Here is an 18,483-nt window from a genome sequence, read left to right on the forward strand (position 1 = left end):
GATGTCCGTGCCGGCGCCGAGCCTCGACAGGAGCACGGCCAGCGCCGCCTGCAAAAGCATGAACACCGTCACGCCCTCACGACGAGCCACCTCCACCAACGCCTCATGCACGTCCGCTGGAACCGAGAACTCCACGGCGTGGCCAGTGTGCGACGCCACCGCCGGACGAGGACGATCGAAAACCAGGTTCAGCTCCGGCGGGACGCCCTCCAGCACCCTGCGCCAGAACTCCACCTGGACCGACACCACAGATGCCGGGTCGGACTCCTCCCCCAGCAATGCTCGCTGCCACATCGCGAAGTCCGCGTACTGCACCGGTAGCGGCGCCCATGCGGGCGCTTCACCGGCGAGCCGCGCCGAATACGCCGACGACAGGTCCCGGCTCAGCGGTCCCCGCGACCACCCGTCCGCCGCCGCGTGATGGACCACCACCACCAGGACATGACGATCCGGGGCCACCTGGAAGAGGCGGGCACGAAGCGGAAGGTCGGCACCGATGTCGAAGGGCCGCGTCATGTAGTGCCGGATGACCGTCGGCAGGTCGCCTTCGGCGACGTTCTCCCGGGCGAGCGACCAGTCCGGGGCCGGCCGTACCTGTGGACGAGGCTCGCCGTCCTCGGCCGGGATCACGGTGCGGAGCACCTCGTGCCGGTCGAGCACGTCCCGGAAGGCAACCTCGAGTGCGGCAACGTCGAGGGCACCGTCGAGCCGCAGGACGAGCGGAATGTTGTAGACGGCACCGGGTCCTTCGAGCTGGTCGAGGAACCACAGCCGACGCTGCCCGAACGACAACGGCAGGTCTTCTGGACGGGCCAGCGGTTTCAACGGCGGACGGGCTGTGGGCGCCGAACTCGCAGCGGCCAGCTTCGCCGGGGTCGGCATCTCGAACAGCGAGCGCACGCTCACCTCGATGCCGAGCACCGAACTGATGCGCGAGGTGAGGCGGGTGGCGAGGAGAGAGTGGCCGCCGAGGGCGAAGAAGTCGTCGTCCGGTCCCACCGTGTCGCGCTCAAGGACGTCGGCGAACAGGTGCGCGAGGATCTCCTCGCGGGCGCCCGCCTGCCAGGGGCGGGTCCGGGCAGTGACCTCAGGGGCGGGCAGGGCAGCGCGATCGACCTTGCCGTGTGCGCTGAGGGGGAGCTCGGGCAGCATCACGATGGCGGCGGGCAGCATGTAGTCCGGCAGATGCCGTCCGGCATATTCGCGGACCGCCTGCCCGAGAGCGACCGCCGCGTCGCCGGACCCTTCGTCCGGCTCCACCGGCACCAGGTACGCGACCAGCCGCAGGGCACCCGGCCCGTCGGCTCGCGCCACGACCGCCGCGGCCGCGATCCGCGGGTGCGCGGACAGCACGGACTGGACCTCGCCCGGTTCGATCCGGAAACCACGGATCTTGACCTGGTCGTCGCCCCGGCCCTCGAAGACCAAGTCGCCGGCCGGCGTCCAATGGGCGCGGTCACCTGTCGCATACATCCGCTGGCCGGCGCCCTCGCCCGGATCGGCGAACGGGAGGGCCACGAACCGCGACGCCGTCAGCCAGGGCCGGCCGAGGTATCCGCGCGCGAGCTGGACGCCGGCGACGTAGAGGTCGCCGGTCACACCCGCTGGGACCGGTCGAAGCCGCGAGTCCAGTACGAACACCCGGAGGTTCGCGACCGGGCGTCCAATGGGCGCGGAGCCGGTCAGCCCGGCCGTAAGGGGTGCCGAAATCGAGGCGCAGACGGTGGTCTCGGTGGGGCCGTAGGCATTGACCAGGCGACGCCCGGGTGCCCATCGCCGCGCAAGGTCCGCGGTCAGGTTCTCGCCGGCCGACACCAGGGTCGCGACTGACTCCAGGTCGCCCGGGTCGAGCACGCTCAGAACGGACGGCGGAAGCGTCGCGTGGGTCACGTGGTGCCGACGAGCCAGCTCGGCCACTCCGGCGGCGCTCAACCCTCCACCCGCGGTACGGCCGTCCGGCGGCTCGGTTCCCTCCGGCCCCGGCAGCACGAGCGTCGCCCCCGAACACAGGGCCATGAGCCATTCCCAGGTGGCCGCGTCGAAGCCGGGAGACGCGAACTGCAGTACCCGGTCACCCGGGCGAACGGCCAAGGCGTCCGCCTGCGCGACCGCCAGGTTCAGCGCACCGGCCTGGGTCAGCGCCACGCCCTTCGGCCTCCCGGTCGAACCCGAGGTGTAGATCACGTAGGCCAGGCTGCCGGGCGGTCCTTCGGCGATCGATGCGACGTTCGAGAGGGCTCTGACCCGTGCGATGGTGTCGTCGTCGTCAACGGCGACCGTGAGGCAGGAGCGCGACGACACCTGCTCGATCAGGTCGGACTCCCCGATCAGGACCGACGTCTTGCTGTCGGCGATCATGAAGTCGATGCGCTCGGCCGGGTAGGCCGGATCGATCGGGAGGTAGGCCCCACCGGCCCGGACGACCGCCAGCAAGGTGACCATCAGGTCGATACCTCGGTGCATCAGGACGGCGACGACCGTCTCCGAGCCGACGCCCGTACGGGCCAGGTGGTTCGCCAGCTGCGACGAGCGCCGGTCCAGCTCCGCGTAGGAGATCTCGACGTCACCGCTGGCCAGCGCGACTGCGGTGGGGTGGTCGCGGGCCTGCCGCTTGAAGCGGCCGGCCACCGACCGGTCGTCCGCCAAGTCCGGGACCGTGCGGGTCCCCATGCCAGCGGCGAGTCGGGCTCGGTGATCCGGCCGCAACGTGTCGACCTGCCCGAGGGTGACCACAGGGCCGTCGCCCAGGGCCGTCTCCAGCGCCTCCACCAGGTGCTCGGCCGTGACGTGCAGGAGGTCGCCGACGGCCCGAGGGTCCGCGGGTGCGACCGCGTCAACGGTGATGGCGAACGCCTGACTGGCCATCTCGTCGACCGACACGGTCAGCGGGTAGTTGTTCCGGTCCCAGGTGCGGAGAACGCGGACGCCTTCCAGCCCGCTGGCGGTCTCGTTCTCCTGGTCGGCCGGAAGGCTGTGCCGGTAGTTGAGGAGGGAGGTGAAGAGCGGCACGTCCGGGGCGAGGGCACTGGAGCGCTGGGCGAGCGCGAGCGGTGCGTGTTCGTGCTCGAGCAGGTCGGCGAGCTGTGCCTGCATGGCGTTGACGGCGTCCAGGACACCGACGCCCTCGACCGGCACCCGGACGGGGAGCGTGTTCATGAACAGCCCCAGGGCACGGTCGGCGCCCAGGCCTGCGTTCATCCGGCCGAAGAGCACGGTGCCGAAGACGACCTCATTCCGCCCGCTGAGCGTGGCGAGCAGGCGGGCCCAGGCAACGTGCCAGACGGTGGCCGGGCTGACTCCCAGGTTCCGGGCCAGCACACGGAGACGGTCGTTGAGCGATGTCGTCACCGGCAGCCGGACGCGCGCGGCGCCGCTTCCGTCGCGGTGGGCGTCGAGAAGGCCGAACGGTGCGGTCGGCTCGTCGACATCGCCGAGAAGGCCGGCGAAGTACTGTTCGTGGGCCGCCGTGGTGGTGCTTCCTCCTCGCGACTCCACGACGAAGTCCCGGAACGGCAGGGACGGTGGCAGGTCGTTCCCCTTGCCGGTGAGGAAAGCCCGCACCTCCGCGAGCAGCATCTCCTTGCCGGTGTGATCCTGCGTGAAGTGGTGCCGGCGGATGAGCGCGACCCAGGTTTCGGGCCCCCCGTTCGGCGCCGCCATCGGTGCGACATGGACGTCGATGAGCGGGGCGCGGCCAAGGTCCATGGTGAGACCGACGTGGTGCATGAGGTCCGCGACTGGGTCCGCAGCGTCGATGTCCAGATGCACTGATGTGACGGGCACCTGCGCTTCCCGCCAGACGACCTGCACGGGCTCCCTGACATCGCGCCAGGCGACGGCGGTCCGGAGGATGTCGTGTCGGGCCACCACCTGCTGCAGGGCGGCCAGGAAGGTGTCCAGCTGCTCCCGGGAGTCGAACTCCAGCGCGGCCGGCGACACGTAAGGGTCCGCGGACTCGTCGGCGAGCAGGGAGTGGAAGAGAATGCCCTCCTGCAGTGGTGCCAGCGGGTAGATGTCGGCGACGTTGGCGGCCCCGCCGTCCACGCCCGCCACGATGTCGGCGATCTCGTCCTGGGTGAGGTCGGCCAGGGGCAGCATGGCCGGCGTGATCTCGATTGCATCGGCCGGGATGAGATTGGACGGAACCGCGGCCGGTTCGGGAGCGGTCGCCGCCGCGAGCCCGGCGGCCGTCGGGGTCCCGAAGATCGCCCGGACCGAGACGGCGATGCCTGCCGTGCGGAGTCTCTCGACAAGCGAAATGGCCAGCAGGGAGTGACCGCCGAGGGCGAAGAAGTCGTCGTCCGGGCCGACCGAGGGCAGGCCGAGGGTTTCGGCGAGAGCCCGGCAGATGACCTCCTCGCGATGGTCAGCCGGACCGCGTGCCCGGCGCCCGCCGCCCGCGCGGTCCGGGACGGGGAGCGCCGTACGGTCGAGCTTTCCGTTGCCCGTCAGGGGCAGCCGGTCGAGCACCACGACCGCGGAGGGCACGAGGTGGGCCGGTAGCCGCCGCCCGGCGAAGGCGGTCAGTTCCCCGGCCAGCTCGGCGCACACGTCCTCATCGACGACAAGCTCGGCCTCATATGGGACGGCGTAGGCGACGAGACGGAGGTCACCGTGCCCGTCGTCCCTCGCCACCACGGCGACGCCGGCCAAGGCCGGGTGCCCGGCCAGCACGGCCTGGACCTCACCCGGCTCCACGCGGTACCCGCGGATCTTGACCTGGTCGTCGACGCGGCCGTGGAAACGGAGCCTGCCGTCGGCACCCCAGCGGGCCAGGTCACCCGTCCGGTACATGCGCTCACCGGCATCCCCACCGGCGTAGGGGCAGGCGACGAACCTCTCGGCGGTGGACGTGGGCCGGTGGAGGTAGCCGCGAGCCAGCCCCTCACCGGCGAGATACAACTCGCCGACGACCCCGGGCGGGACCGGCCGAAGCCGATGGTCGAGCACGAAGGCACGAAGGTTTCCGATCGGGCGGCCGATCGGGGGGTCGGTGTCGGCGCCGGGCCGGCCGTTCAGCCGTTCGACGACGGCGCCCACGGTGGTCTCGGTGGGGCCGTAGTGGTTGAACACCTTGACCTGGGCCTGCTCGGCCGCGGGAAGAAGCCGGGACAGGAACGCGGGCGCGGCCGCCTCTCCCCCCAGCACCAGTGACCCGGACGGCAGAACGGCGGCTGTTCCGCCCGGCCCTCCGGCGAGCGCTTGCAGATGCGACGGCACGGCCTTGAGATGCCGGATCCTGTGGGTCTTCAGGTAGCTGCCGAAGATCGCCGGGTCGGTCACCGCCTCGTCGTCGAGCACATGGAGGACGCCCCCCGTGGTGAGGCTGCTGAGGAGCATGGTGTTGCCGAGGTCGGTGACCTGTGGCTGGAGAAGAGCGTAGGTCTCCCCGGCGCGGCCGAGGCCGAGCCGTTCTCTGGTGGCGGCGACGTAGTTGGCGAGCGAGGCGTGGCTGACGGCGACGCCCTTGGGACGTCCGGTCGAGCCGGAGGTGTAGATCACGTAGGCGAGGTGGCTGCGGTAGGTGTCGCGGGCCGGCCGATCCGAGGGCTGGTTCGCGATCTGCGCGGACATCGCCGGATCGTCAACCGACAGCACGGGGACGCGTCCTGCGGGCAGGTCTTCGAGCACTTCCTCGATGGTCACGAGCAGGGCCGCGCGCGAGTCGTTGATCTGATGGGCGATCCGCTCCGGCGGATGGGTGGGGTCGAGCGGCAGGTAGGCCGCGCCGGCCTTCCATACCGCCAAGATCGCGGTGATCATGTCGCCGCCGCGAGGCAGAGCCAGACCGACGACGGACTCCGGGCCCACTCCCAGATGCAGCAGCTGGTGGGCCAGCCGGTTGGCCCTGCCGTCCAGCTCCTGATAATCGGCCGTGCCGGCCGAGGTGACGACGGCGATCGCCTCGGGGTGCGCGGCCGCCGCAGCCTCGAAGGCGTCCGGGACCAAGGCGGCCTCGGGCGAGTCAGTGGCGTTCCACTCGGTGATGACGGCCTGGCGCTCCAGCGGCCGGAGCACCTCGATGTCGTGCACCCGGAGCGACGGATCGGCGAGAACGGCGTCCAGGAGCCGGGAGAACCGGTCGGCGAGGTCGACCGCGCTCGCCTCGTCGAAGAGGTCGGCGGCAACGGTGAGTGCGCCGCGGATCCCGGCCGGTGCACGGCTCGCGTCGAAGGTCTCGCCGATCAGCACGTCGAGATCGAACTTCACGCCGGGCCGGGGCAGCTGTACAAGCTCAGTCCGCACCTCCGGAAGATCCAGGTCGCCGTCGGTCGTGGTGAGCATCGTCAGGACGACCTGGAACAGCGGGTGCCGGGCCAGCGACCGGGCGGGAGCCAGTTCCTCCACCAGTCGTTCGAAGGGAACGTCTTGGTGCGCGTAGGCGTCGAGGTCGGCCGATCGGACCCGGGCGAGGACCTCCGCGAAGGTCGGGTCACCGGCCAGGTCGGTCCGCAGGACAAGCGTGTTCACGAAGAAGCCCACGAGGTCGTTCAGGGCCTCGTCCGTGCGCCCGGCCACCGCCGAACCGATCGGTATGTCGTCGCCCGCGCCGAGACGAGACAGCAGAGTGGCCAGGGCGGCCTGCATGACCATGAAGACGGTGACGCCGTGGTCGCGGGCGAGCTCCACGATCCGCCGGTGGCAGGTGGCCGTCAACCGGAGGTCCACCGTGTGACCGCGGTGCGATGCGGCGGTCGGCCGCCGCCGGTCGACCGGCAGGGCCAGCTCCTCCGGTACGTCCCTGAGTGCCTCGCGCCAGAAGGCGATCTGACGGCTCAATCGCGACTTGGGATCTCCGTCCGCGCCGAGCAGTTCACGCTGCCAGAGGGCGTAGTCGGCGTACTGGATCGGCAGCGCGGACCAGGCGGGCCCATGCCCGGCGACCCGGGCCCGGTAGGCCGCCGACAGATCACGCCCGAGGGGTGCCCACGACCAGCCGTCGCCCGCGACGTGGTGCACGACCAGGAGCAGCAGGTGCTGGTCGGCGCCCAAGTGAAAGAGGCTCGCCCGGATGGGCACATCGCGAGCGAGGTCGAACGGCGACCGTGCGGCCCGTTCGAGCGTCGGCATCAGATCCGCCTCGGCGACATCCTCGACGGCGAGGGTCCAGTCGAGCTCCGCCATCGGCCGGATCGACTGATGGGGCTCGCCGTCCGGAGCCGGGAAGCTCGTGCGGAGCACCTCGTGCCGCTCGAGGACGTCGCGCAACGCAGCCTCGAGTGCACCGACGTCAAGTCCTCCGGTGATGCGGACGGCGATCGGAGTGGTGTAGGTGGTGTCGTCGTCCTCGAGCTGGGCGAGGAACCACAGCCGGCGTTGTCCGAACGACAGCGGGATCATGAGGATTCCTCCGGTGGACGCATGCGCCGCAACGTGGGCCGGGCCGTGTCGGCCTCGTCGAGCGCGACCGCGAGGGCGGCAACGGTCGGGGTTCGGAACACGGTGCGGATCTCCAGCTCGAGGCCGAGCAGGACCCGAATCCGGGAAACGAGCCGTGTCGCGAGCAGAGAATGCCCGCCGAGGGCGAAGAAGTCGTCGTCCACGCCTACGGTGTCGAGACCGAGCACCTCGGCGAAGGCTCGGCACAGCGCTTCCTCTCGCGGGTCGCCCGGCGGGCGGGCCGCGACTCGTTGGGGCGGTCGCTGCGCCAGCAGTGCGGCCCGGTCGAGCTTGCCGTTGCCGGTGAGCGGGAGTTGGTCGAGGACGGTGAAGACCGAGGGGACAAGGTGGCCGGGCAGCCGTTCGACGGCGTGGTCGCGCACGAGCGTCGTCAGGTGCTCGACTGTCTCGTCCGCGCTTCCGGGGGCCGGCACGAGGTATGCCTCCAGGCGAAGGTCACCGGCCGGGTCCGGCCGGGCCGTGACGACGCTGCGGGCGACCGCCGGATGCATCGATAGAACGGCTTCGACCTCTCCCGGTTCCACACGGTGCCCGCGGATCTTGATCTGGTCGTCGGCTCGGCCGGCGAAGACGAGGTTCCCGTCCGGCGTCCAGCGGACCCTGTCACCGGTGCGGTACATCCGTTCCCCGGCGGCGCCGTCCGGTCCGGCGAAGGGACAGGCGACGAAGCGCTCGGCCGTCGCCCCCGGCCGACCGGCGTATCCTCGGGCGAGTCCGGCGCCGACCGTGTACAGCTCGCCGGTGACCCCGGCGGGAACCGGATTCAGATAGTCGTCCAGCACGTAGGCCGCCAGCCCGTCGAGCGGGGTACCGATGGGCGCCGCCCCGCCGGGCAGCCATTCGGTCGTGAGCCGACCGGCGACCGTGCCGATCGTCGTCTCGGTGGGTCCGTAGTGGTTGTGGACGGCGACGCCGCGCTCCGCCGCCGCGGCCAGGAGGCCGCGGAGCCAGGGCACCGACGCCGCCTCGCCGCCGAGGACCAACGATCGGCCCGGCAGCACGGACGCGGGGCCGGCGGCGGCGCTGAGGGCGGCCAGATGGGACGGAACGGCCTTGAGATGGTCGATTCCGTGGTCACGCACGTAGCCGGTGACCGCGGCCGGATCGGCCGCGCGGTCGGCCGGCATGATGTGCAGTACTCCCCCCGTGGCCAGGCTCCCGAACAGGGTCGTGTTCCCGAGGTCGGTCGCCGGGGGCTGCAGGAGCAGATGACGGGCGCCGGAACCGCCGAAACCAAGGCGAGCGGGTGCGGCGGCCAGATAGTTCGCGAGACCGCCATGGGTCACGATCACGCCCTTCGGCCGCCCGGTCGACCCCGACGTGTAGATGAGGTAGGCGGCGGCATCCGGCGCCGGTAGGCGTTCGGGCGGCGAGTCCGGGGCTGCGGCGATCGCGGCCCGCACCCTGGCTTCGGCGAAGTCCAGCATCGGCAGGTGCCCCGCAGGCAGGTTGTCGACGACATCGCCGTCACCCAGCAACAGGAGCGCACGAGAATCCGCCAGCTGGAGGGCGATCCGATCCACCGGGTGCGCCGGATCGACGGCCATGTAGGCGGCGCCCGCCTTCAGCACGGCCAGCAGGGCGACGATCAGGTCGAGCCCGCGCCCCATGGCGAGCGCGACCACGCTCTCCGCACCGACGCCCTGCGACATGAGGTACCGGGCACAACGATTCGCCCGCGAGTCGAGCTCCGCGTAGGTCACACGATCGCTGCCGGCCACCACCGCGATTCGGGTCGGGCCGGCGGCGACCTGCTGCGCGAAGCGCTCGACGATCGACTCCCGCCCCCGGGCGGCCGGCCCGGCCGCCCCGCTCCAGCGGTTCAGACGGCCCTGCTCCTCGTCGTCGACGACGGGAAGCGCGCTCACCCGAAGATCGGGGTCCGCGACCACCTGCTCGAGCACCCGGGTCAACCGGGCGGTCATCACCGAGGCGGCCTCCTCGTCGAAGAGGTCCGCCGCCAGGCTGATCGTGCCCCGCAGTCCGGCCGGCCAGCCTTCGTCGTCGAAGACCTCGCCGACCATGACGTCGACGTCGAACTTCGCGCTCGGACGGACCAGCATCAGCGGTTCGCAGTCGAGCCCGGGCAGCCGAAGCGGCGCATCGAGCGTGTTCTGCATGGTCAGCACCACTTGGAACAGGGGATGGCGAGCCGGGGTCCGCACCGGGGCGAGCTCCTCCACCAGGCGCTCGAACGGCACGTCCTGGTGGGCGTAGGCGTCCAGGTCGGTCTCCCGGACCCGGCCGAGGAGCTCGCCGAACGTCGGATCGCCGGACAGGTCGATGCGCAGCACGAGGGTGTTCACGAAGAACCCGATCAGCTCGTCCAGCGCGGCGTCCGCACGACCTATGACGGCCGATCCGATGGGGACGTCGGTACCGGCTCCCAGGCGGGTGAGCAACGCGGCGAGGGCGGCCTGAAGGATCATGAAGACGGTGACGCCCCGGGCCTTCGCCAGGAGAACGACCTGCTCGTGCACGGCGGCAGGGAGCTCGAACCCGGCCGTGTGTCCCGCGTGCGTCGCCGTCTCGCCGCGAACCCGGTCGGCAGGGAGCGCCAGTTCGTCGGGTGCACCGGCCAGCGCCCGCCGCCAGTAGTCCAGCTGACGGGCCCCGAGTGCGCCCGGATCGTCGTCGTCACCGACCAGCGCCCGCTGCCAGAGGGCGAAGTCCGCGTACTGCAGAGGTAGCGGCGACCACGGCGGAGCCGTGCCCCCTTGACGGGCCTCGTAGGCGACGGCGAGGTCGGCCATCAGCGGGGCTCTCGACCAGCCGTCGCCGGCGATGTGATGCACGACGAGCACGAGGACGTGCTCGTGCTCGGAGAGACGGAAGAGCCACGCTCGCATGGGAATCTCGGCGACGAGATCGAACGAGTGCCAGGCTGCTCCCTGCACGGCGGAGTCGAGGTCCGACGGCTGGACGGTCTCGACTGTGAGCCGGGAGCCGACGTCCTCGGGCGCGAGCACCTGTTGCCAGGGCTCCCCGTCGGTGGCCGGGAACACGGTTCGCAGCACCTCGTGGCGGGTGATGACGTCGCTCAGTGCGAGGTCGAGAGCCCGCTCGTCCAGGACACCGGTCAGCCGGACGACCAGGGGGCTGTTGTAGGTGGGTCCTGCGCCTTCGAATTGAGTCAGGAACCACAGCCTGCGCTGGCCGAAGGACAGCGGGACCCGCGCCGGCCGTGGAGCGGCGCTCAGTCCGGGCCGCGCGAGTTCGCCCGCGCTCAGACCGGCCGAACGCGAGCCTCCTGGCAGGCGCGCCACCAGCCCGGCGACGGTCGGCGTTTCGAACAGCGCCCGGATGCCCACTTCGACCCCCAGCACCGACCGGAGCCGGGAGATCACGCGGATGGCGAGCAGTGAGTGCCCACCGAGCGCGAAAAAGTCGTCGTCACGATCGACGAAGTCACGGCCGAGGACGTCGGCGAAGATCCGGGAGAGGATCTCCTCCCGCGGGTCGGCGGCTTCCCGGTGCGGGCCGCGGAAGGAGCGGGCCCTCGGCGAGGGAAGCGCCTTGCGGTCCAGCTTGCCGCTGACAGTCAGGGGAAGTTCGGAGAGCTCCACGAAGGCCGTGGGCACCAGCGGGCCGGGAAGCCCTGCGACCGCGAAGGCTCGCAGATCACCGCACAGGTCGGTCTCCGGCTGGGCCTGTGCGTCGCCGGGAACGACGTAGGCCACCAGTTCGGGCCCGACACCCTCATCGTCTCGGGCCACGACGGCCACGCGACCGACACCCGGATGCGTCGCGAGGAGTGCCTCGGCCTCGGCCGGCTCGACCCGGAACCCTCGGATCTTGACCTGGTCGTCGGCTCGGCCCGCGAACAGCAGCCGACCGTCGCGGGACCAGCGACCCCGGTCGCCCGTGCGGTACATGCGCCGGCCTGCTTCCACACCGTACGGGTCGGCGACGAATCGCTCGGCGGTCAGCGCGCTCTGCCGGACGTAACCCCTGGCGAGACCCGCACCGGCGAGATAGATCTCGCCGTCGACGCCCGGCGGCACGGGAGTGAGGGCGTCGTCCAGCACATAGGCGCGCAGGCCTGGGATCGGCGTCCCGATCGGTGCGGTTTCGTCGACCAGCCCCGCCGGGGTGAGCGGGCCGGTGACCGCCCCGATGGTGGCCTCGGTCGGTCCGTAGTGGTCGAACACGTCGACGCCGTGCTCGGCGGCGGCCGCGAGCAGGGACCCCAGGAAGGACCGGGCCGGCGCCTCGCCCCCCAGCACGAGAGACCCGGCGGGGAGCACTGCGGCGGGGTCGCCCGAGCCGTCGGCGAGCGCGGCCAGATGCGACGGCACCGCCTTCACGTGGTCGATCCGGTGTCCGGAGAGATAGCCGGCCACGAAGGCCGGGTCGGTGACCTCCTCGGCCGGCAGCACGTACAGCGTGCCTCCCGTGGCCAGGCTGGTGAAGACGGTGGTGTTGCCGAGGTCGGTGGTCTGTGGCTGGAGCAGCGCGTACCGGGAACCCGGGCGGCCCCACCCGACCCGGTCCGGAACCGCGGCAACGTAGTTGGCAAGCGCGGACTGGGTGACGATGACGCCCTTGGGCCGACCCGTCGACCCGGATGTGTAGATGACGTAGGCGGCGTTCTCAGGGCGTGCTCGGGCGTCCTCCAGACGAGTGGTCGGCCTGCGCCGGAGAGCTGCCTCGATGAGAGGGTCGTCCAGTTCCAGCGCCGGGAGCCGACCGGCGGGCAGGTCGTCGAGGAGAACCCCCGACGTCACTACCAGAAGAGCGCCCGAGTCGCCGAACTGATGAGCGATGCGTTGGACGGGCTGGAAGCCGTCGACCGGCAGGTAGGCGCCGCCGGCCTTCCAGACGGCGAGGATCGCGGTGATCGTATCCACCCCGGATGGCAGGCAGAGCGCGACGACCGACTCGGCGGTCACGCCCTGCGCCGCCAAGTGATGGGCCAGCCGGTTCGCCCGCTCGTCGAGTTCCCGGTAGGTCCAGCGGTCCGTGCCCGAGACGAGCGCGATCGCATCGGGTGCACGATCGGCCGCCTCCTCGAACCGGCGGATGACGCTCAGGGCACCGGCGGGCGCCGGGGTCCCGTTCCAGGTCTCCAGGACCTGTTCACGTTCCCCGGGGTCGAGGATCTCGATCTCACTCAACGTTGCCGCCGGTGAACTCGCTACCGCCGTCAGAACCCTGACCAGCCGTGAGGCGAGGGCGGCGGCAGCGGGCTCGTCGAACAGATCGGCGGCCACGGTCACGGTCCCCCGGATGCCGAGGGGCCGGCCGGATTCGTCGCTCTCCTTGCCCAGGAGGACGTCGAGGTCGAACTTCACGCCCGGGCGCTGGGGCGGCATCGGCTCGACCACGAGGCCGGGGAAGGACCGGGCGATCCCGGCGGCGTCGACGGTCTCCAGGTCGACCATGGTGAGCACGACCTGGAACAAGGGATGCCGGGCGAGCGACCGGGCCGGTGCGAGCTCCTCCACCAGACGCTCGAAAGGCAGGTCCTGGTGGGCGTACGCGTCGAGGTCGACGGCCCGGACCCGCGCGAGCAGTTCGGTGAACGTGGGGTCGCCGGAGACGTCGGTCCGCAGGACCAGGGTGTTGACGAAGAACCCGACCAGATCGTCCAGCGTCTGGTCGTGGCGTCCGGCCACTGCGGTGCCGATCGGAATGTCCGGGCCTGCGCCGAGCCGAGTGAGCAGGGTCGCGAGCGCTGCCTGGAGCACCATGAAGACCGTGACGCCCTCGGCCCTGGCCAGGGCGACGATACGCTCGTGCACGTCCGTCGGCACTCTGACCTCGGCGGTGTGTCCGCGGTGGGAGGCGACTTTGGGACGTACCCGGTCGGTCGGCAGGGCCAGTTGCTCGGGGACCTCGGCCAGCCTCTCGCGCCAGTAGGCGAGCTGACGTGCCGCGACCGAGGCGTCGTCGGTGGCTGCCGCGAGCAGTTCCTGTTGCCACAGGGCATAGTCGGCGTACTGAAGCGGCAGCGGCGCCCAGCCGGGTGCCCGGCCGGAACACCGGGCGGTGTAGGCGGTCGACAGATCCCTCAGGAGCCGCTCCATCGACCATCCGTCGCCGGCGATGTGGTGCAGGACCACCACCAGTACCGCGTCCTCTGGGTGGACCCGCAGAAGTGCGACGCGGACGGGGAGGTCCGACGTCAGGTCGAAGGGCTGCTCCACGATGTTCGTGATCGTGGAGGGAAGGATGTCCTCATCGACCTGTTGGACGCCCAGGACCGTTCCCACGGCCGGCAGGTCCTGAACGCGCTGGAAGGGCTCGCCGTTGTCGGCGGCGAACACGGTGCGCAGTACCGCGTGGCGTTCCACGACGTCGTCCACGGCGCTGCTGAGGGCGTCCACGTCGATCAGACCCTTCAGCCGCAGCGCGAGGGGGCCGTGATAGGTCGGCGTCGCGTTTTCCAGCCCGGCGAGGAACCAGAGCCTGCGCTGGCCGGAGGACAGGGGCAGCGGACCGGGATGCCGGTTGGGCAAGAGCGGCGGGCGGGCCTGCGGATCGTGCGGGCCTGGTGTGGCCCACTGGTCGAGCTTCCCGTGGAGAGCGGTGACGGTCGGCGCGTCGAAGAGCGCCCGCACCGGAATCTCGACGCCGAGGGTGTCGCGAATGCGAGCGGTAAGGCGGGTGGCGAGGAGGGAGTGGCCGCCCAAGGCGAAGAAGTCGTCGAAGTCACCGATGCCCGGTCTGCCGAGGACTTCGGCGAACAGATGGCGGAGGATCTCCTGTCGTGGCTCGACCAGAGGCTGGGGGCCGGTGCCCGACGCTGACACCGGTGCCGGCAGCGCCCGTCGGTCGATCTTGCCGTTGACGGTCAACGGTACGGTGGCCAGGACCACGATCACGCCGGGGACCAAGGCTTCTGGCAGCAAGCGGGCCGCGTGCGACCGGAGGGTGGCCGGCAGACCGCTCTCATCGTCTGGCCCGGGAGCCGCCACGACGTAGCCCACCAGCCTGCGCTCCCCCGGAACGTCTTCACGTAGGGTCACCACGGCTTGGGCGACCGAGGGGTGGGCGGTGAGGACGGCCTCGACCTCACCGGGCTCGATCCGCACGCCACGGAGCTTGACCTGGTCGTCGGCCCTGCCATCGAAGACCAGGTCGCCCTCGGCCGTCCAGTGGGCCCGGTCACCTGTGCGGTACATCCGCTCTCCGCCGCCGGTGGAGTACGGGCAGGCCACGAAGCGCTCGGCCGTCGTCGCGGGTTGCCCGAGGTAACCGCGGGCCAGCTGCGGACCGGCGACGTACAGGTCGCCCACCTCGCCCGGCGCGACGGGCCGCAGAACGTCGTCCAGCACGTAGGTGCGCAGGTCGGGCAGCGGGCGGCCGATGGGCACGGCGCCTCCGCCCGCCGCCGTGGCATCGAGCGGAGCGGAAATCGTGGCGCAGACCGTCGTCTCGGTCGGACCGTAGGCATTGAACATCCGGCGGCCGCGTGCTCCGGCGTGGACCAGGGACGCCGGCAGTTCTTCACCGGCGCAGACCAGCGTCTTCAGGCGCGGCAGCTCTTCCACGTCGAGGAGCGCGAGGACGGCCGGTGGGAGGGTGGCGTGGGTGATGCCGGACAGCACCCGGGTGAGTGCCGGGCCCGGGTTCAGCGCGTCGGCCGGGGCGAGTACGAGCGTGGCCCCGGCCGTGAGGGCCATCACCCACTCCCAGGTGGCCGCGTCGAAGCCGATCGAGGCGAACTGCAGCACCCGATCCCCCGGGCCGACCGCGAAGTGTTCGGCCTGGGCCGCCGCGAGGTGAGCGACACCGCGGTGGGTGAGCCCGACGGCCTTGGGCCGACCCGTTGAGCCTGAGGTGTGGATGACATACGCCAAGCTGCCCGGGGCGATCGTGACGTCGACGGGGCCGGGGGCGAGGGCGGCCACAGCTCGCGCGGTGGCGGGGGCGTCGAGCGCGATCGCGGCGATGCCGCGCAGCGGCAGTTCGTCCGCCAGGTCGGCCGTCGTGAGCACCAGCGGCGATCGGCTGTCGCCCAGGAGGGCGGCGATCCGCTCGGCCGGGGTGCCGGCGTCCACGGGCAGGTAGGCGGCCCCGGCCTTCAGCACCGCGAGCAGCGCCACGACCAGGTCTGGGCCGCGTTCCAGGACGACCCCGACGAGAGTCTCGGGCCGGGCGCCCCTGTTCCGGAGGTGGCGGGCCAGACGGTTGGCCCGCGCGTCCAGGTCCGCGTAGGTGATGTCGGCGTCGCCGAAGGTCAGGGCCGCGGCGGTGGGTGTCAGCGTGACCTGGCGTTCGAACCGGGCGACGACCGACATCGCCTTTTCGCCGTCGGGCGAGAACGTGTCGTTCCAGGCCTCGACGACCAGCTGCCGCTCGGTCGCATCGAGCAGATCCGCGCGGGCGACGGCCGTCTCCGCGTCCGCGGTCGCGACCCAGTCCAGAACCCGCTGGAACGTCACCAGGAGTCTCTCGGCCGAGGCGGCGTCGCCATGGTCCTCGTGAACGTCGACGTCGAGCTGCAGACCCGCACCGTCCATCCGGTCGTAGATGTCGATACGGCTCGCTCCCATCCAGCCGTTGGCCAGGTTGTGAGCGCTCACTCGGCACGCGCCGAACTGTCCTGCGTAGTCGAAACGCATGACATTGACGACGATGTCGTACAGCGACCGGCCACCGGGAAGCTCGAGATCGCGGACCATGTCCTCGTAGCGATAACGCTGATGGCGCAATATCTCCCGCAGTCCCGCCGCCACCTGGCGGGCAAGGTCACCCACCGTCGTTCCTGGTCGGACCTCGACCCGCAGCGGCAGGACGTTGGACGTCATCCCGGGCACGGCGACTGGTCCGGCCCCCACCTTGCCCGGCACGGGCACTCCCAGGACGATGTCCCGTGAGCCCCGGCGGCGGAACTCGTGAACGGCGGCCGCGGTGATCGCCACGACCGCCAGCGGCATGCGCAGCTGCCGGCCGGTCTTCCGCAACCTCTCGGTGCGTTCACCGTCAAGGGTCCGACGCGCCCGGTGCAGGCGGCCGTGTCCTGATCCGATGCGGCGGCGGTCGCCCTCATCGAGCCCAGCGAGCCGCGTGGTCCAGAACTCCCGGTCGGCCGGGAACACCTCGCCGGCGCGATAGTCCCGGTCCGCGGAAAGCAGCTCCGTGACCGGGGGGAAGGCGCGCCCCGAACCGGGCTCGCCCGTCGCGGCCGCCGAGTACAGCGCGGCCACGCGAGACACGATGCGGGCACCCCCCTGCCCGTCGAGCACCAGGTGGTGGGCCCGGTGGTACCAGCGGTGGTGATCGTCACCGAGATGGAGAAGCGCACCGACGTACAGCGGGCCGTCCACCGGGTCCATCGGCTGCTTCAGGTCGGCTCCCATCCAGGCGTCCGCGGCCGCCGGAGGATCGGAGGCGTCGCTGAGGTCCACGAGACGGAACCAGGACGGGTCCGCGTCGGCCGGATAGGTGAGGTGCTGCCGGGGACCGTCCGGCGTCTCGGCGAAACGAAGCCACAGCGACTCCGCCTCTCCAGCGGCCTGAGCGACCGCGGCGGTGAACGCCTTCACGTCCAGGGCGCCGCGGAGCTCGACGTACTCCGCGATGTTGAACATCGGGTGACCCGGCTCAAGTCGCTGCGCGTTCCAGATGCCGAGCTGACCCGCCATCAGCTCCCAGGAGTCGCCCACCGGGCTACTTCCGCTCCATGGCCTCGATCAGGCTCTTCGGCCGCAGGTCGGTCCAGTTGGCCTCGACATAGTCGAGGCACTCCTGCCGTCCCGCCTCGCCGAAGACGGTCGTCCAGCCGGCCGGCACGTCGGCGAAAACCGGCCAGAGCGAGTGTTGACCCTCCTCGTTCACGAGAACGAGGTAACTGGCGTCGGGATCTTCAAACGGGTTGGGCATGAAAGGACCTCTTCCGATGAATGTCCGGTGAATGTCCAGGGCAACGAAGCCAGGCAGACAGAATGGTTTTCGATTCGATCGAAAGCTTGTCTCCCGTGCCTCAGCCGGGTCCATCCTCGGCGCGGGTGGCTGGGACGTCAACGGACCGTCCACGTGCCCGACCGCACATCGTCCACACGTCGTCAGGCGCTCGACGCGGCGGTCCACAACCGGTGTTCAACCTATGCCGGCACCTCAGTTGGACGCAGAGAATGAGCATCGCTCGCAGCATGGCGAGGAGATTGCGGCGGGCCAACGCGAGCAATTGATGTAGAGCACCGGCGATGTTAAGTTTCGGCTGGCGCGCAGGGCTGGTCTCCACCCCATCTATCTTCGTCTGGTCGCAGCGTATTCCTCGCGCGAATCGTGCCGCCGATCAGCGGAGCCGATAAAGATGCCTCAGATAGAAACGAACGGCATAAAGCTTGAGTACCAGCGATCCGGGAGCGGGCTCGGCGTCCTACTGATCATGGGGTCGGGCGCCTCCGGCCGGGTCTGGACCATGCACCAGACACCGGCCCTCAACGCCGCCGGCTACGAGTCGATCACCTTCGACAACCGTGGCATCGCACCGTCGGCCTGCCCTCAGGGGCCTTACGCTCTGGAGGACCTCGTCGCCGACACGGCCGGGCTGATCACCGCCCTCGACCTCGCGCCCTGCCGCATCGTCGGCAGCTCGCTGGGGGCGAGCATCGCCCAGATCCTGGCGGCCACCCGCCCGGAACTGGTCCGATGCGCCGTGCTGATGGCCACACGCGCCCGCTCGGACGTCCTTCGCCGGGCTCAGTCCTCCGCCGATCGAGCCCTGATCGAGGCCGGGATCACTCTGCCATCGGCGTATCGCGCCATCGTCAGCGTGCACGACATGCTCTCCCCCACCACGCTGAACGACGACCGTGCGGTCTCGACCTGGCTCGAGCTCTTCGAGCTGTCCGGCGCATCGGCCGGGAGCTCGTCCGGCCAGGCATGGATCGATCTCGACTCCGACCGGCGCGGTCACCTGGCCGGGATCCTCGCGCCCTGCCGAGTGATCGCGTTCGAGGACGATCTGATCTGCCCGCCGCACTTGGCCGCCGAGGTCGCCGACGCCATCCCGGACTGCGATCTCGTGAAGATCTCAGACTGCGGGCATCTCGGCAATCTCGAACGCCCCGAGGAGGTCAACGCCGCGGTGATCGACTTCCTCGACCGCACCTGACGCACCCGCTCACC

The 18,483-nt window shown here is 71.0% G+C and carries 4 protein-coding genes; 1 reads left to right on the top strand and 3 read right to left on the bottom strand.

All coding sequences use genetic code 11. From position 1 onward, the window contains the following. From J4573_RS39700 to J4573_RS39710, 3 genes are all read right to left on the bottom strand, one after another. A partial coding sequence (locus J4573_RS39700) for a non-ribosomal peptide synthetase (RefSeq protein ID WP_208261306.1) occupies window positions 1-7,341 on the bottom strand: 7,341 nt, incomplete at its 3' end. Continuing rightward, window positions 7,338-17,015, bottom strand: coding sequence for a non-ribosomal peptide synthetase (locus J4573_RS39705; protein WP_208261307.1), 9,678 nt, complete (start codon window positions 17,013-17,015; stop codon window positions 7,338-7,340). The genes J4573_RS39705 and J4573_RS39700, both read right to left, overlap by 4 nt. Before the next feature lie 4 nt (window positions 17,016-17,019). Next, on the bottom strand, window positions 17,020-17,232 hold the full coding sequence (locus J4573_RS39710; protein WP_208261308.1) for an MbtH family protein: 213 nt from the start codon (window positions 17,230-17,232) through the stop codon (window positions 17,020-17,022). A gap of 433 nt (window positions 17,233-17,665) precedes the next feature. On the opposite strand from J4573_RS39710, the gene J4573_RS39715 reads away from it, so the two are divergent. Continuing rightward, complete coding sequence (locus tag J4573_RS39715; protein ID WP_208261309.1) at window positions 17,666-18,469, top strand: alpha/beta fold hydrolase; 804 nt, start codon at window positions 17,666-17,668, stop codon at window positions 18,467-18,469. Window positions 18,470-18,483: the final 14 nt, after the last annotated feature.

Source organism: Actinomadura barringtoniae (genome assembly GCF_017573505.1).
GTDB classification, from domain to species: Bacteria; Actinomycetota; Actinomycetes; order Streptosporangiales; family Streptosporangiaceae; genus Spirillospora; species Spirillospora barringtoniae.